This window comes from Salinibacterium xinjiangense (genome assembly GCF_014645015.1).
GTDB classification, from domain to species: Bacteria; Actinomycetota; Actinomycetes; order Actinomycetales; family Microbacteriaceae; genus Rhodoglobus; species Rhodoglobus xinjiangensis.
In genome coordinates, this window is the sequence record NZ_BMLC01000003.1 from 59109 (window position 1) to 82224 (window position 23116).

At 64.7% G+C, this 23116-nt stretch carries 28 protein-coding genes; 23 read left to right on the forward strand and 5 right to left on the reverse strand.

The genetic code is table 11. The annotated features are described in order from the left end of the window. Positions 1-127 precede the first annotated feature (127 nt). Positions 128-997 (forward strand): signal recognition particle-docking protein FtsY, encoded by an 870-nt coding sequence (gene ftsY / locus IEW81_RS10365; protein WP_097061402.1) that lies wholly within the window; start codon positions 128-130, stop codon positions 995-997. On the opposite strand, the gene IEW81_RS10370 is transcribed toward ftsY, so the two are convergent. Then, entirely contained in the window at positions 994-1515 is a 522-nt protein-coding gene (locus tag IEW81_RS10370; protein WP_097061401.1) for a gamma carbonic anhydrase family protein, read from the reverse strand. The genes ftsY and IEW81_RS10370 overlap by 4 nt on opposite strands. Before the next feature lie 57 nt (positions 1516-1572). On the opposite strand from IEW81_RS10370, the gene ffh reads away from it, so the two are divergent. Both ffh and IEW81_RS10380 read left to right on the forward strand, forming a co-directional pair. Continuing rightward, positions 1573-3117: a signal recognition particle protein gene (ffh, locus tag IEW81_RS10375; protein ID WP_097061400.1), complete on the forward strand. Its 1545-nt coding sequence runs from the start codon at positions 1573-1575 to the stop codon at positions 3115-3117. Between the two features lie 86 nt (positions 3118-3203). Then, positions 3204-3998, forward strand: coding sequence for an LLM class F420-dependent oxidoreductase (locus IEW81_RS10380; protein WP_097061399.1), 795 nt, complete (start codon positions 3204-3206; stop codon positions 3996-3998). A gap of 150 nt (positions 3999-4148) precedes the next feature. On the opposite strand, the gene IEW81_RS10385 is transcribed toward IEW81_RS10380, so the two are convergent. Further along, on the reverse strand, positions 4149-4817 hold the full coding sequence (locus tag IEW81_RS10385; protein ID WP_097061398.1) for a peroxiredoxin-like family protein: 669 nt from the start codon (positions 4815-4817) through the stop codon (positions 4149-4151). A gap of 180 nt (positions 4818-4997) precedes the next feature. Between IEW81_RS10385 and IEW81_RS10390 the strand changes: the two genes are divergently transcribed. From IEW81_RS10390 to trmD, 5 genes are all read left to right on the forward strand, one after another. Then, positions 4998-5939 (forward strand): DMT family transporter, encoded by a 942-nt coding sequence (locus tag IEW81_RS10390; RefSeq protein WP_229671358.1) that lies wholly within the window; start codon positions 4998-5000, stop codon positions 5937-5939. A gap of 146 nt (positions 5940-6085) precedes the next feature. Further along, the gene (gene rpsP, locus IEW81_RS10395; protein ID WP_097061397.1) at positions 6086-6547 is read left to right on the forward strand and encodes a 30S ribosomal protein S16; all 462 of its coding nucleotides are present in this window, start codon (positions 6086-6088) and stop codon (positions 6545-6547) included. A gap of 3 nt (positions 6548-6550) precedes the next feature. Continuing rightward, positions 6551-6787 carry an RNA-binding protein gene (locus tag IEW81_RS10400; RefSeq protein ID WP_097061396.1) on the forward strand — a complete coding sequence of 79 codons (237 nt, stop codon included), beginning with the start codon at positions 6551-6553 and terminating at the stop codon, positions 6785-6787. A gap of 63 nt (positions 6788-6850) precedes the next feature. Beyond that, positions 6851-7459 (forward strand): ribosome maturation factor RimM, encoded by a 609-nt coding sequence (gene rimM / locus IEW81_RS10405; RefSeq protein ID WP_373285396.1) that lies wholly within the window; start codon positions 6851-6853, stop codon positions 7457-7459. Positions 7460-7461: 2 nt separating this feature from the next. Further along, positions 7462-8139, forward strand: a complete 678-nt coding sequence (gene trmD / locus IEW81_RS10410) for a tRNA (guanosine(37)-N1)-methyltransferase TrmD (protein ID WP_097061395.1) — start codon at positions 7462-7464, stop codon at positions 8137-8139. 14 nt (positions 8140-8153) lie between these two features. Here trmD and map read toward each other — a convergent pair whose 3' ends face one another. Further along, positions 8154-8921: a type I methionyl aminopeptidase gene (gene map / locus IEW81_RS10415; RefSeq protein ID WP_097061394.1), complete on the reverse strand. Its 768-nt coding sequence runs from the start codon at positions 8919-8921 to the stop codon at positions 8154-8156. A 216-nt stretch (positions 8922-9137) separates the two neighbouring features. Between map and rplS the strand changes: the two genes are divergently transcribed. The 4 genes from rplS to IEW81_RS10435 all read left to right on the forward strand — a co-directional run bounded on the left by rplS (position 9138) and on the right by IEW81_RS10435 (position 11336). Further along, positions 9138-9485, forward strand: coding sequence for a 50S ribosomal protein L19 (gene rplS / locus IEW81_RS10420; RefSeq protein ID WP_097061393.1), 348 nt, complete (start codon positions 9138-9140; stop codon positions 9483-9485). Positions 9486-9579: 94 nt separating this feature from the next. Continuing rightward, positions 9580-10332: a signal peptidase I gene (gene lepB, locus IEW81_RS10425; RefSeq protein ID WP_097061392.1), complete on the forward strand. Its 753-nt coding sequence runs from the start codon at positions 9580-9582 to the stop codon at positions 10330-10332. Beyond that, complete coding sequence (gene rnhB / locus IEW81_RS10430; protein WP_097061391.1) at positions 10332-11000, forward strand: ribonuclease HII; 669 nt, start codon at positions 10332-10334, stop codon at positions 10998-11000. Before lepB ends, rnhB begins: the two co-directional genes overlap by 1 nt. Before the next feature lie 12 nt (positions 11001-11012). Continuing rightward, complete coding sequence (locus IEW81_RS10435; protein ID WP_097061390.1) at positions 11013-11336, forward strand: DUF2469 family protein; 324 nt, start codon at positions 11013-11015, stop codon at positions 11334-11336. A 184-nt stretch (positions 11337-11520) separates the two neighbouring features. Here IEW81_RS10435 and IEW81_RS10440 read toward each other — a convergent pair whose 3' ends face one another. Further along, positions 11521-12195, reverse strand: a complete 675-nt coding sequence (locus IEW81_RS10440) for a hypothetical protein (protein ID WP_218840043.1) — start codon at positions 12193-12195, stop codon at positions 11521-11523. 230 nt (positions 12196-12425) lie between these two features. Here IEW81_RS10440 and IEW81_RS10445 point away from each other — a divergent pair, with 230 nt between their 5' ends. The 6 genes from IEW81_RS10445 (at position 12426) to IEW81_RS10470 (ending at position 17750) form a co-directional block, all read left to right on the forward strand. Next, positions 12426-12563, forward strand: coding sequence for a hypothetical protein (locus IEW81_RS10445; RefSeq protein ID WP_188732716.1), 138 nt, complete (start codon positions 12426-12428; stop codon positions 12561-12563). 98 nt (positions 12564-12661) lie between these two features. Further along, positions 12662-13018: a YraN family protein gene (locus IEW81_RS10450; protein ID WP_097061389.1), complete on the forward strand. Its 357-nt coding sequence runs from the start codon at positions 12662-12664 to the stop codon at positions 13016-13018. 16 nt (positions 13019-13034) lie between these two features. Then, positions 13035-14570 (forward strand): YifB family Mg chelatase-like AAA ATPase, encoded by a 1536-nt coding sequence (locus IEW81_RS10455; protein WP_097061388.1) that lies wholly within the window; start codon positions 13035-13037, stop codon positions 14568-14570. A gap of 2 nt (positions 14571-14572) precedes the next feature. Continuing rightward, a complete protein-coding gene (gene dprA / locus IEW81_RS10460; RefSeq protein ID WP_218840042.1) occupies positions 14573-15853 on the forward strand; it encodes a DNA-processing protein DprA in 1281 nt (426 codons plus the stop codon). Positions 15854-15894: 41 nt separating this feature from the next. Then, positions 15895-16830 (forward strand): phosphodiesterase, encoded by a 936-nt coding sequence (locus tag IEW81_RS10465; RefSeq protein WP_097061386.1) that lies wholly within the window; start codon positions 15895-15897, stop codon positions 16828-16830. Then, entirely contained in the window at positions 16827-17750 is a 924-nt protein-coding gene (locus tag IEW81_RS10470) for a tyrosine recombinase XerC (RefSeq protein WP_097061385.1), read from the forward strand. The genes IEW81_RS10465 and IEW81_RS10470 overlap by 4 nt, the downstream gene beginning before the upstream one ends. Positions 17751-17967: 217 nt before the next feature. Here the strand turns inward: IEW81_RS10470 and IEW81_RS10475 are convergent, their stop codons facing one another. Next, entirely contained in the window at positions 17968-18459 is a 492-nt protein-coding gene (locus IEW81_RS10475; RefSeq protein ID WP_097061383.1) for a M23 family metallopeptidase, read from the reverse strand. Positions 18460-18767: 308 nt separating this feature from the next. On the opposite strand from IEW81_RS10475, the gene rpsB reads away from it, so the two are divergent. The 5 genes from rpsB to IEW81_RS10500 all read left to right on the forward strand — a co-directional run bounded on the left by rpsB (position 18768) and on the right by IEW81_RS10500 (position 23103). Continuing rightward, entirely contained in the window at positions 18768-19832 is a 1065-nt protein-coding gene (gene rpsB, locus IEW81_RS10480) for a 30S ribosomal protein S2 (protein ID WP_097061382.1), read from the forward strand. A 53-nt stretch (positions 19833-19885) separates the two neighbouring features. Next, positions 19886-20713, forward strand: coding sequence for a translation elongation factor Ts (gene tsf / locus IEW81_RS10485; protein WP_097061381.1), 828 nt, complete (start codon positions 19886-19888; stop codon positions 20711-20713). A 167-nt stretch (positions 20714-20880) separates the two neighbouring features. Beyond that, on the forward strand, positions 20881-21594 hold the full coding sequence (gene pyrH / locus IEW81_RS10490; RefSeq protein WP_097061380.1) for a UMP kinase: 714 nt from the start codon (positions 20881-20883) through the stop codon (positions 21592-21594). A gap of 82 nt (positions 21595-21676) precedes the next feature. After that, positions 21677-22228 (forward strand): ribosome recycling factor, encoded by a 552-nt coding sequence (gene frr, locus IEW81_RS10495; RefSeq protein ID WP_097061379.1) that lies wholly within the window; start codon positions 21677-21679, stop codon positions 22226-22228. Further along, positions 22228-23103, forward strand: a complete 876-nt coding sequence (locus tag IEW81_RS10500; RefSeq protein WP_097061378.1) for a phosphatidate cytidylyltransferase — start codon at positions 22228-22230, stop codon at positions 23101-23103. Before frr ends, IEW81_RS10500 begins: the two co-directional genes overlap by 1 nt. The last annotated feature ends 13 nt before the right edge of the window (positions 23104-23116 follow it).

Genomic DNA, 23116 nt, shown 5'->3' on the forward strand with positions numbered 1-23116 from the left:
CTGCACTGCGCGTCTGCACTGCGCGTCTGCACTGCGCGTCTGCACTGCGCGTCTGCACTGCGCGTCTGCACTGCGCGTCTGCACTGCGCGTCTGCACTGCGCGTCTGCCCAGCGATACCCTTGGAGCATGGCATCACCGTGGTCTCTCTCCAGCGCGCTCAAGGGCATGTTCGCGCGCCCCACCATCGACGACACCACATGGGATGACCTCGAAGACGCCCTCATCTCCGCCGACTTCGGGCCCGACATCACCGAATCGGTCATCGACGAGCTGCGCGCGAGCGTGGTGAAATACCGCACGACGGATCCCGTAGACCTCAAAAGGATGCTCCGCGAGACCCTCGAAGAACGCCTCGCGAAACTCGATCCGACGCTGCACCTCAGCAACCGTCCGGCGGTCGTGCTGGTGGTCGGCGTCAACGGGGTCGGCAAGACGACGACGATCGGAAAGTTCGCGAAGTTCCTCACCAATTACGGTCGCACGGTCGTGGTCGGGGCGGCGGACACCTTCAGGGCGGCCGCCGTCGAGCAGCTGGCAACGTGGGCCGAGCGTGGGGGAGCCGAGATCGTGCGCCCGCAGCAGCCGGGCCAGGATCCGGCATCCGTCGCCTTCCAGACCGTCGAGCGTGCCCAGCGGGAAGGCATCGAGATCGTGCTGATCGACACGGCGGGCCGGCTGCAGACCAAGAGTGGGCTGATGGATGAGCTCGGCAAGATCCGCCGCGTCGTCGAGAAGCAGACCGAGATCGCCGAGGTACTGCTCGTGCTCGACGCCACGACCGGCCAGAACGGGCTCTCGCAGGCCGAGGCGTTCATCCAGCACGCCGGAGTCACCGGGCTCGTGCTGACCAAGCTCGACGGTTCGGCCAAGGGCGGGTTCGTGCTCGCTGTGCAGGAGAAGACCGGCATCCCGATCAAGCTGGTCGGCCAGGGTGAGGGAATCGGCGACCTGACGGGCTTCACGCCCCATGTCTTCGTGCAGGGGCTGGTCGGCTAACCCTCCGAAGCGAGCCTGTGGCCGGCGCTGATGTCGAGGTAGTGACTCGCGTTGTCCCGGATGCTCGCCTTCTCGCCTTCGGTCAGCTCACGTCGCACCTTCGCAGGTACCCCCGCCACGAGCGACCCCGGCGGAACTACGGTGCCCTCGAGCACCACGGCACCGGCCGCCACGAGGGATCCTGTCCCGATCACTGCGCCGTTGAGCACCGTTGCGCCCATCCCGACCAGGCTGTCGTCTTCGACGGTGCAGCCGTGCAGGATCGCGCCGTGTCCGACGCTCACCCGGGCGCCCACGGAGGCCGGTTTCCCGGAATCGCAGTGAATGGTGACGTTGTCCTGGAGGTTGGTGTCGTCGCCGATCGTGATCGAGTCGACGTCGGCGCGCAGCACGGCACCGTAAAACACGCTCGCGCGCTCGCCCAGCGTGACCCGGCCGATGAGGGTCGCATTGGGCGCGACCCACGCGGAATCTGCGATGGTGGGCGACATTCCGGCATACGCAACGATGAGAGCCATGGATTCAGGCTAGCGGGTGAGATCTCCGCGCTGGCGAGCAGTTAAACTGGCCTCACCATGGCACTTTTTGGAAACCTCACTGATCGCCTCGCCGATACGTTCAAAAACCTGCGCGGCAAGGGCAAACTCAGCCCCGCAGATATCGATGGCACCGTGCGGGAGATCCGGCGCGCCCTGCTCGAGGCCGACGTGGCGCTCGAAGTCGTCAAGGACTTCACCGGGCGCGTGCGTGATCGTGCACTCGGCGATGAGGTCTCAAAGTCCCTGAACCCGGCCCAGCAGGTCGTGCAGATCGTCAACGACGAGCTCGTGGCGATCCTCGGGGGCGAGGCCCGTCGAATCCAGTTCGCCAAGACCGGGCCGACCGTCATTATGCTCGCCGGCCTCCAGGGCGCAGGTAAGACCACGCTCGCCGGCAAGCTCGCGAAGTGGCTCAAGTCAGAGGGCCACACCCCCATGCTGGTCGCGGCCGACCTCCAGCGACCCAACGCCGTCACGCAGCTTCAGGTCGTGGGTGAGCAGGCCGGGGTGGCCGTGTACGCACCCGAGCCCGGCAATGGCAAGGGCGACCCGGTGAGGGTAGCCAAAGACGCGATCAAGGAAGCTAATCGCAAGCAGTACGACGTGGTCATCGTCGACACCGCGGGTCGACTCGGTATCGACACCGAAATGATGAAGCAGGCTGCCAACATCCGCAAGGCTGTCGATCCTGACGAGGTGCTCTTCGTCATCGACGCGATGATCGGACAGGATGCCGTCACCACAGCTCGCGCCTTCCAGGACGGCGTCGATTTCACGGGTGTCGTGCTCTCCAAGCTCGACGGCGACACCAGGGGTGGAGCAGCACTCTCCGTCGCGAGTGTGACAGGACGCCCGATCCTGTTCGCGAGCACGGGTGAGTCGCTCGACGACTTCGAGCCGTTCTACCCGGATCGCATGGCGAGCCGCATCCTCGACCTCGGTGACATCCTCACCCTCATCGAGCAGGCGCAGAAGAACTTCGACGAAGAAGAGTCGCTCAAGATCGCCGAGAAGTTCGCGACAGACACTTTCACCCTCGAAGACTTTCTCGTGCAGATGCAGCAGCTCAAGAACATGGGCTCCATCAAGAACATGCTCGGCATGCTGCCGGGCGCGAAGGGCATGCGCGAGCAGCTCGAGAACTTCGACGAATCCGAGATCACGCGCACCGAGGCGATCATCCAGTCGATGACCCTGCAGGAACGGCGCGTTCCCAAGCTGCTGAATGGATCCCGTCGCGTGCGCATCGCTCGCGGGTCGGGAACCACCGTCACCGAGGTCAACGGCCTCGTCAACCGCTTCGAGCAGGCGGCCAAGATGATGAAGACCGTGGCCCGTGGTGGAACGCCGCAGATTCCAGGCATGGGCCCGATCCCCGGGCAGAAGTTCGGATCGTCGAAGCAGCAGCCCAAGAAGAAGGGTTCGAAGTCGGGTAACCCTGCCAAGCGAGCAGCGGAGAACGCTGCCCTGGCTGCGCCGAAGCCGACGGCTGCGGCCGGATCGGGGTTCGGTCTCGGCTCCACGCCGGGCGGCCCCTCCGAAGAAGAACTCGCCAGCCTGCAGAAGTTTCTCGGCCGCTGATCATCCTGGTGTGAGGGCTGGCCTCGTGTGAGGGCCGGCCTGGTGTGAGGGCCGTCACAGCCTGGAGGCCGTCGTAGTCTGAACCTATGACGACACGAACGATCAGACTGGGCGTCCAGGTCCAGCCGCAGCACGCCGATTACGCCACGATCCGCGCTGCTGTGCAGGAGCTCGAGCAGCTCGGCGTCGACATCCTGTTCAACTGGGATCACTTCTTTCCGCTCACCGGCGAACCGGACGGCCTGCATTTCGAGGCCTGGACCGAGCTGGCCTCGTGGGCCGAGCTGACCAGCCGCGTCGAGTTCGGCACCCTCGTCAACTGCAACAGCTACCGCAACGCCGACCTGCAGGCCGACATGGCCCGCACCATCGACCACATCAGCGCGGGAGCCACCGGCACCGGCCGCTTCATTTTCGGTACGGGATCGGGTTGGTTCGAGCGCGACTATGACGAGTACGGCTTCGAGTTCGGCACGGCCGGGCAGCGGCTGGATGCCCTGGCCGAGGCCCTGCCCAGGATCGAGCAGCGCTGGGCGAAGCTCAACCCCGCCCCAACCCGCACGATCCCCGTGCTCATCGGCGGTGGCGGCGAGAAGAAAACCCTCAGGATTGTGGCGCAGCACGCTGACATCTGGCACAGCTTCGCCGCCCCGGACGTCCTCGAACGCAAGCTCGCCATCCTGGCAGAGCATGGCGCCGCCGTCGGCCGCGATGTCAGCGAGATAGAGATCTCGAACGAACTCCGCGGCCGGGCCGAAGCCGATGCCGACGCACTGCTTGCGCACGGTGTGACATTGTTCACGCTCGGGATCACCGGGCCCGACTATGACTTCTCCGAGGTCAAGCGCTGGCTCGCCTGGCGCGACGCCCAGAACGGCTGAGCCGGCCGCGAGAGCCGGTTCCGATTGCCGATCGCGAGAGTGGTTTACGAGCGGCGATCACGAGCGCCAGTCGCGAGCGCCAGTCGCGAAAGCCAGTCGCGAAAGCCGATCAGGAGATGCTGCCCGGGAGTCCCGGGCAGCATCTCTCCGTTAGAGCGCCTCGACGGCTTCCAGGATGACCGGCACCTCGGTGCGCCTCGTGTAGTCGACGTGGACGTCGGCGAAGGTGACGACTCCGTCGGCCCCGATGACGAGCACCGTCGGGAAGGGGATGGCAGCCGTGGCGTCAGCGTTGCTGTCTGCGACGGCGAAACCGAGCTGCCCGTGAGCATCCTGGGCTCCGGCACTGGGTGCCGTGACGATGCCGAATGTGCTGGCGAGGGCATTGCCAGGATCGGAGAACACGCTGAAGGAAAGGTCGTCCTTGAGGATCGCGGCTTCGGTTCCGGCGGGCGTCTGCGGGCTGATGGCGATGAGTCGGACGCCGCGCCCGGCGAGCACCGGTGCGAGGTTCTCGTTGTAGTGCTTGAGGGTGATGTTGCAGTAGGGGCACCACGCGCCCCGGTAGAAGACCAGGACGGCGGGGGAACCGGCGAGCTCGTCCGACAGGCTGACGGTGGTTCCGTCGGCACGCAGCAGGGTTGCCTCCGGAAGGGTGTCGCCGGGGGAGACGACCGTGGCCGGGAGGCCTGCAGTCACGAGGTCCTGCTGCTCGAGCGCGAACACCTCGGCCAGCGCGGGCCCCACGGCCTCGTTGAAGCCTGTGTTGAATTCGGTCACGCTCGACTGGATGCTCGTGACGCTTTGGGTGCTGCTCATGGCGGTGCCTCCTCGGTATGGTGTGCTCTGAACTTATGCACTTTCCCCGAGAGGATGGCTGGGAGCGCGTAACGAAGCGTCATAGTGAAAATTGCGCAGACTTCGTCGACTTCCCGCCATCCTCTCGCCATCCTCCCGCCGGTCGCGTTCGAGGCCGGTCGTGGTCGTTAGCCTGTCGAGGTGAGCATCGATAGCATCGCCGAGGGTCCCGGTCGCCGCGTGGTTCTGGCCATGGTGGTGACGGTGCTCGCCTGGGCCAGCGCGTTCATCGTGATCAGGGGCACCGGCGAGTTCATCTCCGGCGGTGCGCTTGCGCTCGGACGACTCGTGGTTGGGGCCATCGTGCTCGGCATCATCGCGCTCGCGGGCGGTGCATGGGTGCGGCCGACGAGTCGCGAATGGCTGCTGATGGCTGGATTCGGTGTGCTGTGGTTCGGCGGATACAACGTCGCCCTCAATATCGCCGAGCAAACCCTCGACGCTGGCACCACGGCGATGATCGTCGGCATCGGGCCCGTGCTGATGGCGCTCGGCGCTGGCGTCTTCCTGGGGGAGGGCATCCCGAAGTGGCTGGCCGTCGGAGCCGGTGTCGCCCTGTTCGGCGTCATCCTGATCGGCATCGGTTCTGGCGCATCGCGTGTCGGTGACGGCAGCGGCATCATCTGGTGCCTCGCCGCAGCGCTGGCGTACACGGTCGGAGTGCTGCTGCAAAAGCCCGCACTGAGGCGACTTCCCCACACCCAGGTCACGTGGCTGGGGTGCGTGATCGGCATGGTGGCCTGCCTGCCGTTCTCCGCAGACTTGCTTCGTGAGGCGATGGATGCCCCGGCCAGCGCCATCCTCGGCGTGATCTATCTCGGTGCCGTGCCGACCGCGCTTGCATTCACGACCTGGGCCTACGCACTCTCGAGGATGCCCGCCGGCCAACTGGGAATTACCACCTACCTCGTGCCCCCGATCGTGATCGTGCTCGGCCTGGTCGTGCTGGGCGAGGTGCCGGCGGCACTCGCGGTGGTGGGCGGGGCTGTCTGTCTCGTGGGGGTCGCGTTGTCCCGCCGGCGCCCGCGTACACCGCCTGCTGTACTGCTCGGTACCGGTCCGGGCAAAACCGTGGCAGAATAGCGAGTCGAGTCCTTCGCAGCCCGACCCTCTAATCAGGCGCGAGTGGAATCCATCAGAGCTTTTGTGCCGAGTGTGCCCCCACGCTCACGGCTAGCGGTTCGCCACCAAAACCAACTCTTCAAGAGTTACACACCAACAGGAGCATTGTGGCCGTCAAAATTCGTCTCAAGCGCATGGGTAAGATCCGCGCGCCGTACTACCGCATCGTCGTCGCCGACTCACGCAACAAGCGCGACGGTCGCTCGATCGAGGAGATCGGCAAGTATCACCCCACCGAGGAGCCGTCGTTCATCGAGGTCAACTCAGAGCGCGCCCAGTACTGGTTGGGTGTCGGCGCACAGCCGAGCCCGCAGGTCGAGGCCATCCTGAAGCTCACCGGCGACTGGGGAATCTTCAAGGGCGACAAGAACGCCGTCAGCACCGTGAAGACCAAGGAAGCCAAAGAAGCTTTCCAGGCCGACGAGAAGAAGAAGCCGGTCCTCAAGCCCAAGGCCGAGAAGCCTGCTGAAAAGCCCGCCGAGGCTCCCGTCGACGCTGACGCGTCCGCTGCCGTGGCCACCGAGGCGCCCGCCGCCGAGGAAGCCGCAGCAAACGCCGACAAGGCGTAGCCCATGCTCGCGCCTGCTCTCGAACACCTGGTCAAGGGGATCGTCGATCACCCCGACCAGGTCCAGGTCGTCGCAAAAAGCTCGCAGCGCGGTGATGTCCTCGAGGTGCGCGTGCACCCCGAAGACCTCGGCCGTGTCATCGGGCGCGCAGGCCGTACCGCGAAGGCGCTACGCACCCTGATCTCGGCTCTCGCCGATGGCCAGCGCGTGCGCGTCGACGTGGTCGACACCGACGCTTAGACAGTCACGGTGTCAGAGCACAAGGTCGCCCCAGCGAAATCCACGACGTCGAAAGACGGCGAGGTGCAGGGTTCGGGTGCCGAACAGGCGATCCCGAAGCCGAGCAAATCGCAATTGAGGGTGGGGCGCCTGACCAAGGCGCACGGCCTCAAAGGCGCCATCAAGGTCGAGCTCTACACGGATGCCCCGGAACGACGTTTCGTTCCGGGCGCCGTGTTCTCCCTGCAGGTGCCGACCAGTTCAGACTGGCACGGCAAAACTCTCGAGCTCATCGAGCTCAAGTTCTATAACGCCCAGCCCGTCGCTTTCTTCGCTGGCGTGCTCGACCGTTCGACGGCCGAGACTCTCATCAAGGCCATCCTCTGGATCGAACACGATCCGGCAGAGAAATCCGACGAAGAGGATGCGTGGTTCGACCACCAGCTCATCGGGCTCGCCGTGATGCGAGATGGCGCAAAGGTCGGCACGATCTCACAGATCGACCACTTCCCGGCCCAGGACCTGATCACCGTCGACACTCCGACCGGCGATGTGCTCGTCCCGTTCGTCAAGGCGATTGTCGCCTCGGTCGACATCGAGGCTGGCACCATGACCGTCACGCCTCCACTGGGGTTGTTCGAGGAGATCGCGGACGACGTGCCCGATGAGGCCGAGTCCACCACCGGAAACTAGCCGTGAAGATCGACATCGTCACGATCTTCCCGGAATTCTTCGGGGTACTCGATGTCTCCCTGCTCGGCAGGGCACGCCAGTCCGGGCTGATCGACGTCGACGTGCACAACCTGCGTGACTTCACCCACGACAGGCATCGCACGGTGGATGACACACCCTACGGCGGGGGCGCCGGCATGGTGATGCGACCCGAGCCGTGGGGGGAGGCGCTCGATTCCGTCGTGGTCGAGTCATCCGTCGTCATCTTCCCCTCACCAGCAGGCGAGGTGTTCACCCAGGCCACGGCGCGTCAGCTCGCCCTGGAGCCCAGGCTGGTGTTCGGCTGCGGCCGGTACGAAGGAATCGACCAGCGAGTGATCGACTCCACGAGGTCGAGAGCTCGCGTCCGTGAGATCAGCCTCGGTGACTACGTGTTGAACGGCGGTGAGGTAGCCGTCATGGCGATGATCGAGGCCGTCGGTCGACTCGTGCCCGGGGTGATCGGCAACGCCGCGAGCCTCGACGAGGAGAGCCACGAGGGTGGGCTCCTCGAATACCCGAGCTACACGAAGCCCGCGCGGTGGCGCGACCTCGATGTGCCGCCGGTGCTTCTCAGCGGCAACCACGGGGCGATCGCAGCATGGCGGCTCGAGCAGCAACTCGAGAGAACCCGTCGGGTTAGACCAGACCTGCTGTCGTAGCCGTCCAGCTGTCGCTAGCGGCGCGCGGTCAGCACGATGGGGCCGTTCTCGGTGATCGCGACGGTGTGCTCGGCGTGTGCGGCGCGGGATCCGTCTTCGCTGCGAAGGGTCCAGCCATCCGGATCGGTGAAGATCCGGTCTGTGCCGATCATGAGCCACGGTTCGATCGCGAACACGAGCCCGGCGCGCAGGGGGAGACCCCGGCCCGGCCTGCCATCGTTCGGGATATGCGGGTCACCGTGCATCGTGCGACCCACGCCGTGGCCACCGAAGTCGACGTTGACGCTGTAGCCGTCCGCGTGCGCGACGGCGCCGATCGCGGCCGAGATGTCGCCCACCCTGTTGCCGACAGTCGCCGCCGCGATTCCTGCATCGAGCGCGCGAGAGGTGGTATCGATGAGAGCCGTATCTTCCGGGGCGGCAGTACCCACAACGAAGCTGATGGCCGAGTCAGCGACCCATCCGTTCACGGACGCAGCGAAGTCGAGCGAGACCAGGTCGCCGTCACGCAGGGTGTAGTCGTGCGGGAGCCCGTGAAGTGCCGCGTCGTTGACCGAGGTGCACAGCACTTTTCCGAAGGGCGACGCGCCGAACGATGGGTGGTAGTCGATGTAGCAGCTTTCGGCGCCGGCCTTGCGAATCATGTCATGGGCCAGCTTGTCGAGAGCTATCAGGTTCTTGCCGACAATGGATGCCGCGGCCGTGGCCTCCAGTACACTCGCCACGAATCTTCCGGCGGCGCGCATCTGCTCGATCTCGGCGAGGGTGCGTAGTTCTATCACTCGTCCGATAGTACGGCGTGCCCGGTTGCGGCCTCGCGAGATGGCCCACGAAGTAGCCGTAGGTGTGCCAGATGTGCGAGAATGAACGCTTGTGCCCACATCCGGCTCTGCCACAGGGGTTTCGGTTGGTCTCTTCGGAGATTCACCGGGCACACACTCCATTTTTTCTACTGAACACGCGTTCGGCCTGTGGCGGGCGCAGAGAGCGAAAACTCCATGCATATTCTCGACGCAGTCGATGCACCGTCACTGAAAGACAACATCCCGGACTTCCGCGCCGGTGACAACGTCAAGGTGCACGTCAACATCATCGAAGGCACGCGCGCACGTATCCAGGTATTCCAGGGTGTCGTTATCGGCCGTTCCGGCGAGGGCGTCCGCGAGACGTTCTGTGTTCGCAAGGTCAGCTTCCAGATCGGCGTCGAGCGTACCTTCCCGGTTCACTCCCCGGTCATCGACCACATCGAGATCGTCACCCGCGGTGATGTTCGACGCGCCAAGCTGTACTACCTCCGTGCTCTTCGCGGCAAGAAGGCGAAGATCAAAGAGAAGCGCGACTTCTAAGTCTGCGCATCGCCTGTCGGCCCCATTGTCGACGGCGTTGTGAGCATTTCCTGAGCTCCCGGCAACATATGCTTGCTGGGAGCTCAGGGGTTTAATGACAAGTGAAGTGCAGCCTGCCGTTGCCGATGGCGCTGGTGCGACTCGACCGCGTAACGGTCGCGGATGGAGGATCTTTCTCCGTGACATCCTGTTGATCTTCCTGGCAGCGTTGTTGATCTCGTTTCTGATCAAGACCTTCCTGATCCGCTCGTTCTACATCCCGTCAGACTCGATGAACAGCACCCTCATCCAGCAGGACCGCATCATCGTCAACCAGCTCGAGCCCGGACTCATCCCCATCGCGCATGGCGATGTCGTGGTTTTCCGTGATCCGGGCAACTGGCTTCCCCCGAGGGTCGACGTGCCGGTGAACGGTTTCGTCGGCGCGGTGGATGCCGTGCTCGGCTTCGTGGGTCTCAGTGCGCCCGACAGCAACGACCACCTGATCAAACGTGTCATCGGGCTGCCGGGTGACACGATCAAGTGCTGCAATGACTTCGGCCAGATCACGGTCAACGGAATCCCGCTCGAGGAGCCCTACATCCTGCTGCCGGATGGCGTCACCAAGGCGACGCGTGATGACTTCGAGGTGACCGTCCCGGAAGACAAGCTCTGGGTGATGGGGGACAACCGTTACAACTCGGCGGACTCCGCGTATCACCGCGACGACCCGACGGGCGGTTTCGTGCCGATGAGCAATATCGTCGGGCGCGCCCTGCTCATCAGCTGGCCCGTCGACCGCTGGACCTGGCTCGACAACTATCCGGTGACGTTCCGCGATGTCGGCAGCGGCACCTCCGGGCAGTAATGCCTGTCGCTGATCCCACACTCGATCTCGAGCGCCAGCTTCACGGTGACGGCGCCAGGTTCGTCATCGGCTGCGACGAGGTCGGGCGCGGAGCGATAGCGGGCCCGGTCGCTGTGGGGATGTCGGTGGTCGGCCCCGGGGTGGGCGCACAACCGACGGGCCTGAGGGATTCGAAGATGCTCAGTGAGAAGCGGCGCGAAAGCCTGGCGCCGCTCGCACAGGAGTGGTCGTTGCACTCCGCAGTGGGCCTCGCAACGGCGGCAGAGGTCGACACGTTCGGCATTATGGTGGCACTGGGGCTCGCGGGCAAGCGCGCCCTGGCCTCCCTGCATGAGTCGGGGGCATCCATCATGAACTGTGTCGTGCTGCTGGACGGATCGTTCGACTGGCTGACTCCGGCGCTCTCGAGCCCGCCGCGCGTTCGCACGCAGGTCAAAGCCGACCGGGACTGCGCGTCGGTGGCTGCGGCATCCGTCATCTCGAAGGTGCATCGCGACCGCTTGATGATCGCGGCAGACGACTCCCTGCCCGGCTACGGATGGAAGGGCAATAAGGGATATGGATCCGCGGAGCATTTCGCAGCCATCGCGAGTCTCGGTGCGACCGAGCTTCACCGGCATACGTGGCTGCGCTCGCGCGGCCGCAACGGTGACTTCGTGAAGGATTAGACTCGACTCAGCATGGATGAAGACGAGTTCGAAGACTACGACCGCGAGGTCGAGCTTGCGCTGTACCGCGAATACCGCGACGTCGTGAGCCAGTTCCGATATGTGGTCGAGACCGAGCGCAGGTTCTATCTTGCTAACGAGGTCGAGCTCGTTCGCCAGGACACGGAGCACGACTTCTACTTCGAGCTCACGATGAATGACGTGTGGGTGTGGGATGTCTACCGCTCAGACCGTTTCGTGAAGAGCGTCAGGGTGCTGACGTTCAAGGACGTCAACGTCGAGGAGCTCTCGGCGAAAGAACTCGAGCTGCCCAAGGAACTCGCACTCGACGAATAGCACCTTGTCTACCGCCGCTGCCGGTCTCGGGCTGGAGCGCTCTCTCATCGTCGCCATCGTCTTTTGCCCACTCCGTCGTGCGGGGCAGCTTAATGCCGACAGGCCCCGTTGATGCCGGATCCGAGGGCGGATCTGGGCTCAACAGGGCCTGCACCCAGCGCGACGCCAGCTCTTGGCGGAATCCTTAGCGCAGGACTCCACAGGCGGCTGGGTCGGTCGCTTCAGCCGGCAGGTTCGGGTCAAGCTCGCTTGCACCGCTGCTGAAATCGTACGTGCCGTTACCGTTGTAGTCGACGCCGTGGATCACCACGACGCCTTCGCCCGCGCGGATGCCGTCGGCAATTTCTTTAGCCGTGCCCGTTCCCGCCACCTTGGTGATCCGAATGCCGTCGCGGCTGTAGTCGTAGCTGCCGTTCTCAGAAACCGGGAAACGGCTTACGTCGAGGAAGCTGGCTGGCGTCGTGTCGCCCGTCGTATTCAGCGACACTACGACCGGCCCGTAAGCCGGGGTTCCTTCCGCGGTGTCGAGGCGACCGTCACCGTTGACGTCGAGTGCCGCAGCGGGGCACTCGTGCAATGCTGTCGCGCCATAGTGGATGTGCTGCGCGTGCGGGGCGTTTGGTGTGAGCCCCGAAGCGTGCACCTCGATGTGTTGGATCTTCTGGTTACGAACTACCGCGGTTGCAACGGCGGATGCCCCGGAGTCGTTTAGCTCGGTGAGGTTGGCAGTCAATGTGACCGTCTTGTCAGAACCGTTGGATTGAGGACTATGAGCCTGAGCTGCGCCTACTCCGAGCACTCCCGCAGCGAGTAGCGCAACGGTGGAAGCCCCAAAAATCCCCTTAAAGTACCGTTTCACGATTGTCTCCTTGATCAATGTCCAACGAGAAGGTCACGTCGGACGGAAGGCCATCGGCAGCATCACCACTCCTAGGACGTTTGCGTTGCCGTAGTCGATGGGTTCATGCTCTTACGCTAGGCAGAGACATCTACGTTGGCGACCCGGTTGACAGCGCGGTCGAAATAGGTAGGAGCACAGGTCGGTCTATCCACAGGAGAACAGGGCGATCGCATCCATCACTGGTGAAGATGTCGAATACCCAACGCGTTGGTCTCCTGCTGAAGCCCGTACTCGGCACCCTTCTTCCGATCAACGATTTCCAGGACTGGCCGGTGCTGACCGGTGCTGACCTTCCACGCGATGCGCACCCTCCGATGGTGGGATGAGGCACACCACTAGTTCCCCACAGCGGCCTGCCCGGGTCGAAGGGCACTGGTTTGGCGCCCGAGACCCCGGTGGCCGCACGCTCGGCCACTCTCGAGGCATGGCAGCAAAAGATGCACTGGGTGTTCGCGGTGAGGCGGTCGCCGCGAGATACCTCGAACTCGCGGGGCTGTGCATCGTCGACCGCAACTGGCGGTGCCCCCAGGGCGAGATCGATCTCGTGGCACAAGACGGCCACGAACTCGTCTTCGTCGAAGTGAAGACCCGGTCGAGCGTCGCATTCGGGCATCCCCTCGAAGCAATCACGGCCAGCAAGCTCGCGAGGCTCCGGCGGCTCGCGGCCGCCTGGTGCGAAGCCCACCCCGGCAGTCATAACAGCATCAGAATCGACGCGGTCGGCATCATCATGCCTGCCGTCGGTGAGGTCGAAGTCGAGCATCTCGAGCGGGTGTTCTGATGTTCTGGAGACACCGATGACGATCGGTCGCACCTGGTCGGTGTCGCTGCTCGGTCTGCGCGGGGCCGTGGTCGAGATCGAGGCAGACATCTCGAGCAACCTCCCGGCCTTCGTGCTGATCGGCCTGCCGGATGCGGCGCTCGGCGAAGCAAAAGATCGCGTACGCGCAGCGGCGACCAATTCAGGATGCGGGCTGCCCAACCGCAAGATCACCGTCAACCTCTCGCCTGCCGCACTTCCGAAGCACGGCTCAGGCTTCGACCTCGCGATCGCTCTCGCTGCACTCGCAGCAGCGGGCACGGTCAGGGTGGAGTCGATTGACAGCGTGCTGCATCTCGGCGAACTGGGTCTCGACGGGCGACTGCGGCCGATCGACGGCATCCTGCCGTGTGTGCTGGCGGCATCGCGCGCGGGATTCACCACGGTGATGGTCGCGACCGGCAACGCAGACGAAGCCTCCCTCGTGCCAGGCGTCAGGATCGTTCCCGTCGCATCGCTGAGGGACGCCGCGATCTGGCACGGCGGCGAGTTCCAGCCCGAGCCGGTCGACGCGATCCTGCGCCCGGTGGTGCCTGACCGCAGCGACGACGCAGGAGACCTGGCGGATGTCGCGGGCAACACCGACGCGGTCGAAGCCATGATCGTCGCTGCCGCCGGCGGCCACCACGTTTTCCTCCTCGGCCCACCTGGAGCAGGCAAGACGATGCTCGCTTCGCGGCTGCCGGGGCTTTTGCCCGATCTCGACTCCGAGGCGGCGCTGGAGGTGAGCTCGATCCGCTCGCTGTGTGGGCTGCCGGTCGGCGGGTCGCTATCCCGCAGGCCGCCGCTCGAGAGTCCACACCACACGGCGACCGCGGCAGCCCTCGTGGGTGGCGGCAGCGGGCAGATCCGCCCGGGAGCCGCGGCGCGGGCATCCCACGGCGTGCTTTTTCTCGATGAAGCGCCCGAGTTTTCTCCGTCGGTGCTTGACGCGTTGCGCCAGCCGCTCGAATCCGGAGTAATCAGCATCCATCGTGCCAACGCAGTGGCCCATTTCCCCGGTCGTTTCCAGCTCGTCATGGCGGCAAACCCCTGTCCTTGCGGCCAGTATGGGGCTCGGGACTCGGAGTGCACCTGCCCGCCCAACTCCCGCCGGAAGTATGTCGGCCGGCTTTCCGGTCCGCTGCTCGACCGTATCGACATCCAGTTCAGGGTGCAGCGCATCACGGCTGCACAGTTGAGGGTGTCTGCCGATGGCTCGCACACGTCGAGTGCCGAAGCCCGAGCGAGGGTCGTGGATGCCCGGGCGGTCGCCGCTGATCGGCTGGTTCGCACACCGTGGTCGTTGAACTCGGAGGTTCCGGGAACGTGGCTTCGCGGTCCGTCGACACGGCTCGGGCTCTCTACGACGACATCGATCGACCGCGCGCTCGAACGCGGCGGAATCACCATGCGTGGGTATGACCGCATTCTGCGGCTCGCGTGGACCATCTGCGACCTCGACGGCGCGACGGCACCTACCGCCGCGCACGTCGGACAGGCGCTGTTCCTGAGGAGGGCGATCTCGAGTTGAACATGTTCGGTTTGAAAGAAGCGGAGGTCGCCGAGCTGGTGAGGACTGTGGCGGGCTCCGACCTCGACCGCAGCGAGATCGAGGAGAGATTCGCCCGAGCGGCCTGGAGCGGAATCTCAGAGCCCGGAGACGGCGTCGCAGGGGAGGTCGTCGCGATGCTGGGCGCGCCGACGGCCCTGACTGCGGTCATCGACCGGTGGACTCCCGAGGTATTCCTCGACAGGCTCAGGTCGACCAACATCATGGCCGATGACATCGAGAAGGCGCTGGCGCGATGGATGCCTCGGCTCGAGTCCGGCCCCACCATCGTGGCCCTTCGCCAGGCCGCACGCTTCGGCGCCCGACTTCGAGTACCCAGCGACGAGTCCTGGCCCACCTCGCTCGACGATCTCGGGCATTTCGCCCCGCTTGCACTGTGGACCAGGGGCACCGAGCACGCCCTCGAGACCTTTCATCGATCGATTTCGCTCGTGGGTGCGAGGGCTGCCACAGGATATGGGGAACACGTCACGATGGAGGCGGCGGCCGGGCTCGTGGATCGAGGGTATGCGATCGTCTCAGGCGCTGCCTATGGAATCGACGGGATGGCCCACCGGGCGGCGCTGGCCAGCCACGGCATGACCGTGGCATTCCTCGCCGGCGGGGTAGACCGCTTCTATCCCAGCGGCCATGACGCGCTGTTGGGCAGGATCGTCGACCACGGGATGGTGATCTCCGAACTACCGTGCGGATCACAGCCCACCCGCTGGAGATTCCTGCAGCGCAACAGGCTGATCGCCGCCGCAAGCCTCGCCACGATCGTCATCGAAGCAGGCTGGCGTTCAGGATCGCTCAATACCGCACACCACGCCCTCAGCCTGTCGAGACCCGTGGGCGCCGTACCGGGTCCGGTCACCAGTGCGGCTTCGGACGGGTGTCACAAGCTGATTCGCGAGTCTCTGGTGACCTGCGTCACCTCCGCAGACGAGATGGCCGAACTCGCCCCACTCAGCGGCCAGTCCCGGATGCCAGCCGAACAGCCCGCCGAACAGCCCGTCGATGCTCGAGATGACACCGACTCGGCCAGCAGCAACCCCACCACCGCACGGGTTGTCGATGCACTCAGCGCCCGATCCCCACGCGAAGCGGGTGACATCGCGACGAGATCAGGGCTCTCGATCGGGGACGTGCGCGCGGAGCTCGGTCGGATGCTTCTCGACGGGGCCGTGCGTGAGGCAGAGCGGGGGTGGACCAAACGCGCCGAACCCGCACAGAAACCACGGCAGTCACGCGCATCGGGTTAGACCGGCGCTGGAATCGACCCCTGTCAGAATAGTCTGGGCGGGTGATCCAACTCGGTCAGTATCCTGTCGCATCCCATGTCATCGCGCACGTCAGCGATACCCACCTCCTCGGCGGCGGGCGTCCGCTGTACGGCCAGGTCGACACCATCGAACACCTCGCGCAAGCGATGGCCCAGCTCGAACGATCGAGCGCCAAACCCCAGGCCATCGTGTTCACCGGCGACCTCGCCGACCTGGGAGAGCCGGACGCTTACGAGCGTTTGAGAGAGATCGTTGAACCGGCTGCTGCCCGCATGGGCGCGCAACTGATCTGGGTCATGGGCAACCACGACGAACGCATCGAATACTCGCGACAACTGTTCGATGAAGAATCCGAGGCGCCGCAGGACCGCGTGTACGACGTCAACGGGCTCCGCATCATCTCCTTCGACACCACGGTCCCGGGATACCACCACGGGGAGATCACCGACGACCAGCTCGACTGGTTGGCTGACGTGCTGGCGAGCCCCGCGAAGCACGGCAGCATTCTCGCCATCCATCACCCGCCGATCCCCACGCCGATGCTCGAAGCGATGGGCATGCTCGAGCTGCGTGACCAGCCACGGCTCGCCGAGGTGCTCAGGGGATCCGATGTTCGAGCGATCCTCGCCGGGCATCTGCACTACTCCACCCACAGCACGTTCGCCGGAATCCCCGTGTCCGTCGCCTCCGCGACCTGCTACACCCTCGACCTCAGCGCCGAAGACAGCCTGCTCTCCGGGGTCGACTTCGGCCAGTCCGTCAACGTGGTGCATGTCTATGACGAGCAAATCGTGCATTCCATCATCCCCGTCGGTGACACGCCAGAGGTCTCCGGTTTCCCGGCCTCCGCATTGGCGCAGCTCGAGGCCATGACGGCCGAGGAGCGCCTCGAGGCGTTCTCCTCGAAGAACTCGACCTTCAACGTGGCCGAAGAGGAGAGTTCGGGACAGGCATGACCCTCGCACTCACCGTCGAGAAGTTCATCGAACACCTGGCCGTCGATCGCGGATTCAGTGAACACACCGTGCGGTCATACCGGTCAGACCTCGTGCAGCTCACGGCATTCGCCGCGGAACGCGGTGCCATCGACGGTGATGACCTCGACCTCGACCTGCTGCGCGACTGGCTCTGGCGGTCAGCACAGGATGGGCTGTCCCGCGCGACCCTCGCCAGGCGGGCCGCATCAGCTCGAAGCCTCACCGCCTGGCTGGCGCGCACCGATGCCGTCGCGTCGGATGCCGCAGCACGACTGAAGGCGCCCAAGTCCGACCACCACCTGCCCAGAGTGCTCAATCGTGACCAGATGGATTCGATCCTCGGTACGGTCGCACATCGCGCCCGCTCCGACGATCCGGCGGCGCTTCGCGACCTCGCGATTATCGAGCTGTTATATGCATCGGCTCTCCGCGTCAGCGAACTAACCGGGCTCGCGATCGGGGATGTGGACCAGGGGCGGCTCACCGTCCGGGTTCTCGGAAAGGGCTCGAAGGAACGGGTTGTGCCGTTCGGCGTGCCGGCGCGCGACGCGATCCAGGCCTACCTGCGACTCGGCAGGCCCGCGCTCGTAGTGGGAGGGCTGGCAGTGGATGCCTCGGCATCCGCCGCACTGTTCGTCGGCGCCCGCGGTGGACGACTGGGTAACCGCAGTGTGTACGGTCTGGTGTCGGCCCTGCTCGAGTCGGTTCCCGGATCCGGTCCCGCCGGGCCGCACACCCTGCGCCATACGGCTGCCACCCATCTTCTCGATGGGGGAGCAGATCTCAGGGCCGTGCAGGAGATGCTTGGGCACACCAGTCTCGGCACGACGCAGCTGTATACCCACGTGTCGACCGAGCGGCTCAAGGAGAGTTACCGCATCGCTCATCCCCGCGCCTGAGGCGGGGCGCTCGGAAAGCGGAGGAGGCTGTCGAATACGGCAGGAGAGTGGGAATGATCCGTGCCCTGCCCCTGATCACCCTCACTGAGATCGGGATCATCGTAGGTATCGGCACGCTTTTGGACAGTCCGCCGGTCAGGACGGTCAGCGTGCCAACGCTCGCCGTTATCGCCGACGCGGGGTTCTGGTGGCCGAGTCGCCCGGCACGCTGGCACACTCACCGCCTCGTCGGGAGCAGCACTGAGGGTTCGATCCCGCCGAGGTAGAGCAGCGGAGACACGTACTCGCCGTCTCGCCGGACTCCGAAGTGCAGGCAGGCATGGGAGCAGTGGCCGGGCAGCGCCGGGTCAGTAGGCACCGTGCCGATGACGTCACCTCGAGCGACGGTGGCGCCCTTGTGCAGTGTGGTCTCGACCGGTTCGTAGCTCGAGATAAGGCCGCCGGTGTGCCTGATCGACAGCACGGGGCGGTCGACGACCACACCGGCGAAGTGCACGACACCATCGGCCGGTGCGTAGACACTGCCACTTGCCGTGGCGAGGTCGACTCCCCGATGTCCGCTGGAATAGGCGGTCATCGGCGCGATGAACTGGCGCACCAGCACCCTGGGCGGGTCTACCGGCCAGTCCCAGCTTGGTCTGGGTGCGGCGGGAGCCGCAGACGCCGGCACGAGTAGCATGAGCGCGATGGCGACGATGGATCGGAGCATCCGCCCATCATTGTCGCGGTGGAACGTTCCCGATCGTTCGTCGTCGCATCCGTGAGGAGAACGCTGTAGCGCGCACGGTGGGGGAGCGGTGCTATCCTTTTCGAAGCACTCGGCGCAACCCGAGTGACTACGCGTGCCCGTGTTCGCCCGGTAAACGGAACAGAACACCTTCGGCAAACACATCCATTCAGTCCTGGAAACAGGCGGGTGTGTGCCCGGGCACCAGGTTCCGCACCGACCGGTAGCGGGAAAAACTGAGAAATGGCACGAGGCTGCTGAAAAGTGGCGTGCCGAGAAGGAGCACGGTCATGGCCGTTGTCACCATTCGCCAGCTGCTCGACAGCGGCGTTCACTTTGGACACCAGACCCGTCGGTGGAACCCGAAGATGAAGCGCTTCATCCTGACCGAGCGTTCGGGAAGCCACATCATCGACCTCCAGCAGTCGCTGAAGCACATCGATGCGACCTACGACTACGTCAAGGAAACCGTCGCCCACGGCGGCACCATCCTTTTCGTCGGTACCAAGAAGCAGGCCCAGGGCTCCATCGCCGAGCAGGCACAGCGTGTCGGCCAGCCCTACGTCAACCAGCGCTGGCTCGGTGGGCTCCTCACCAACTTCCAGACGGTCTCCAAGCGCCTTGCACGCATGAAGGAGCTCGAAGAGGTCGACTTCGACGACACCACGCGTGGTTTCACGAAAAAAGAGCTGCTCATCCAGAAGCGCGAGCTCATCAAGCTCCAGAAGAGCCTCGGTGGTATCCGCAACCTGACGAAGACCCCATCGGCTGTCTGGATCGTCGACACCAAGAAGGAGCACCTCGCGATCGACGAGGCGCACAAGCTCAACATCCCCGTCATCGCCATTCTGGACACCAACTGCGACCCGGATGACGTCCAGTACCCGATCCCGGGCAACGATGACGCCATCCGCTCGGTCGGCCTGCTGACCCGCATCATTGCGGATGCAGCCGCTGAGGGGCTCATCCAGCGCCACCAGAAGCCCGAAGACGGCGCTGAGGTCGAGCCGCTGGCCGCCTGGGAAGCTGAACTGCTCGCGTCGTCGGAGACCCCGTCCACCGAGGCCGAGAAGATCGAGGCCGCTGATGGTCGCGTCGAGTCGACCAGCGCAGACTCCGAAGCGGTCGCCGAGGTTGTCGCCGCTGCGGTTCCAGTCGAGGAGAACGACGCTGACGCTGTCGCTGCTGAGCACGAGGCCGTCGCTGACGAGACCATCGTTGCCGAGCACCACGTCGAGTCCGATGAGGTAACCGAGGCGAAGATCGAAGCCGAGGCGACCGACGCCGAGAAGGCCCCCGCTGACGAGAAGACGGCAGCCAAGGCCGCTCCCCGGAAGCCCGCAGCCGCAAAGTAATCTTCGGCGCTGTCGATTATCGACAGCGCCAGACCAACAAGTGAGGAAGAACAATGGCAGACGTTAGTCTCGCTGACATCAAAGCCCTGCGCGAGCGACTCGGCACCGGCATGGTCGACACTAAGAACGCTCTCGTCGAAGCCGAGGGTGACTTCGAAAAGGCTGTCGAGATCCTGCGACTCAAGGGTGCGAAGGGCAACGCGAAGCGTGCAGATCGTTCCACGAGCGAAGGCCTCATCGCTGCCGTCGAGAGTGCAACCGCGACGACCATGATCGAGCTCGCCTGCGAGACCGACTTCGTCGCCAAGAGCGACAAGTTCGTTGCGCTGGGCAACGTCGTGCTCCAGGCTCTCGCCGACTCTGGTGCTGAGACCCTCGAGGCTGCTCTGGCCGTCCACTCCGATGGTAAGAGCCTCGCGGCAGTTATCGACGACGAGGCCGCCATCCTGGGCGAGAAGGTTGAACTGCGTCGTGTCGTTCGTATTCCGGGCGATAAGTTCTCGGTGTACCTGCACCGTACGAACAAAGACCTGCCTCCGCAGGTCGGCGTCGTGCTGTCGTACACCGGCGACGATGCGGAGACCGCCCGCAGTATCGCGCAGCACATCTCGTTCGCAGACCCGCAGTACCTGACCCGCGACGACATCCCGGCTGCTGACGTCGAGAACGAGCGTCGCATCGTCGAGGAGATCAGCCGCGGCGAGGGTAAGCCAGAGGCCGCACTTCCGAAGATCGTCGAGGGTCGCGTGAACGCCTACCTCAAGCAGGTCGCCCTGCTCGAACAGGACTATGCGCGTGACAACAAGCTCACGATCAGCAGGGTTCTCACCGACGCGAAGATCGGCGTGACAGGCTTCGCCCGATTCAAGGTCGGCGCCTAGATACCCACGACCGCGATTCCCGTATCTCCGAGCCTGTCCCGCGTCGCCCATCCGGCGGTCGTCGGGGCAGGCTCGAGATCTGTCCGGGCGCAGGCCGGTCGGGATAACCTGTATGAACCCGCTCCCGAGTCAACGCCGCCTCATCGAACCCCCCACGAAGGAGAACCATGACCGACGGTCGCAAGCGCCGAATACTTCTCAAGCTATCGGGCGAGGCCTTCGGCGGTGGTTCCCTCGGGGTCAACCCTGACGTGGTCTCCTCCCTCGCGAAAGAGATCGCCGCGGCGTCATCCGATGTCGAGATCGCGATCGTGGTCGGTGGTGGAAATTTCTTCCGAGGGGCCGAACTCAGCCAGCGGGGAATGGATCGCGGCCGCGCTGACTACATGGGCATGCTCGGCACGGTGATGAACGCCCTCGCACTCCAGGACTTCCTGGAGCAGGCCGGCGCTGCCACCCGCGTGCAGTCGGCCATCTCGATGACGCAGGTCGCAGAGCCGTACATCCCGCGCAGGGCCGAGCGGCACCTCGAAAAGGGTCGGGTAGTCATTTTCGGTGCCGGTGCGGGCCTTCCTTATTTCTCCACTGACACCGTTGCCGCCCAGCGTGCTCTTGAGATCGATGCGAAGGTCGTACTTGTCGCGAAGAACGGAGTCGACGGTGTCTACGACTCCGACCCCCGCAGTAATCCGCAAGCCAGGCGAATCGACGAGCTCACTTACCAGCAGGCACTCGTGCAGGGTCTCAAGGTCGTCGATTCCACAGCCTTCAGTCTTTGCATGGACAATTCGATGCCGATGGTCGTGTTCGGCATGGAGCCAGCTGGCAACCTGACGAAGGCGATCCGAGGCGATCGCATCGGTACCCTCGTCTCCAATTAGTCCATCACCCGTGCCGGCCAACCGGCTGGCAGGCCCAGGGGTGCTCTCCCTCTAAACTTGAGCGAGACGCAAAGGAGTTGCCGTGATCAGCGACGTTTTGGCAGAAGCCAAAGAGAAGATGCAAAAGGCTCTTGAAGCCGCAAAAGACGACTTCGGCACCGTGCGAACGGGTCGGGCGAATCCGGCGCTGTTCCAAAGGGTGCTTGTCGACTACTACGGCACGCCGACGCCTCTCGCGCAGCTGGCCTCGATGGTCAACCAGGAGGCTCGCACGCTCCTCATCACCCCGTACGACAAGAGTGCGCTCAAAGACATCGAGAGGGCCATTGTCGGCGCATCCAACCTCGGTGCCAGTGTCGGCAACGATGGCAACGTCATCCGAGCGACCCTGCCCGAGCTCAACGAGGAGCGTCGGCGTGAGTTCGTCAAGATCGTGCGAGATAAGGCCGAGCAGGCTCGAGTGAGCCTCCGAAACATCCGGCGCAAGGCGAAGGATGACCTCGATAATCTCAAGGAGGTCGGTGACGACGAGATCGCTCGCGCCGAGAAAGAGCTCGAAGCCGCCACCAAGCAGCATGTCGACGCGATCGACGACGCACTCAAGCGCAAGGAAGCTGAGCTGCTCGAGGTCTGATGGCGAGTGACTTCGAGGCGCAGGTTCGCGCTACCAACGACAAGATCAACGCGCGAACCGGCAGGCCGCTCGTCCGCGCGATCGTCGTTGGCCTGCTGCTCGGCCTCGCACTGCTCGCCAGTCTGCTGATCGTCAAAGAGCTTTTCATGGTCTTCGCCGGTGCGCTCGTGGGGTTCACCGCCTGGGAGCTGGCGAGCGCCCTGCGATTCGCCGGTAGGCGCGTGCCTCGGGTCCCTGCACTCATCGCGGCCCTGGCGGTCGTGCCGGCAGCCTTCTACTGGCTCGCCACGGGCCACTGGCTCGTGACCCTGGCCGGCATCGGGCTCATCGTCGCATGGCGGCTTGCTGAGCTGGCGAGGCCAGCGGCGCGTACCTCGCCGCGCGAGGTGCTGCTCGACCTCGGCGCCGGCGTGTTCATCATGATGTACATCGCCTTCATGGCGGGATTCACCGTGCTGTTGACGGCCCAGGATGGCGGACAGGTCTGGACACTCGCCTTCCTCATCGTGGTCGTCTCCGTCGACGTCGGGGCTTATGCGACGGGATTGACCTTCGGGAAGCATCCGATGGCGCCGACGATCAGCCCGAAGAAGACTTGGGAGGGCTTTGCGGGCTCGGTCGCCGCGGCAGTTGTCGCCGGCATCCTGACCGCCATCTTCATGCTCGACCAACCATGGTGGGTGGGTCTCATCCTCGGAGGGGTGCTCGTCGTCACGGCGACCGGCGGTGACCTTGCGGAATCGCTGATCAAGCGCGACCTGGGCATCAAAGACATCAGCACCTGGTTGCCCGGGCACGGTGGTTTTCTTGACCGCGTCGACTCGTCGTTGTTGTCTGGAGCTGCCGCGTACGCGCTGTTCCTGATTTTCACCTAGGTCTGTCGTCAGG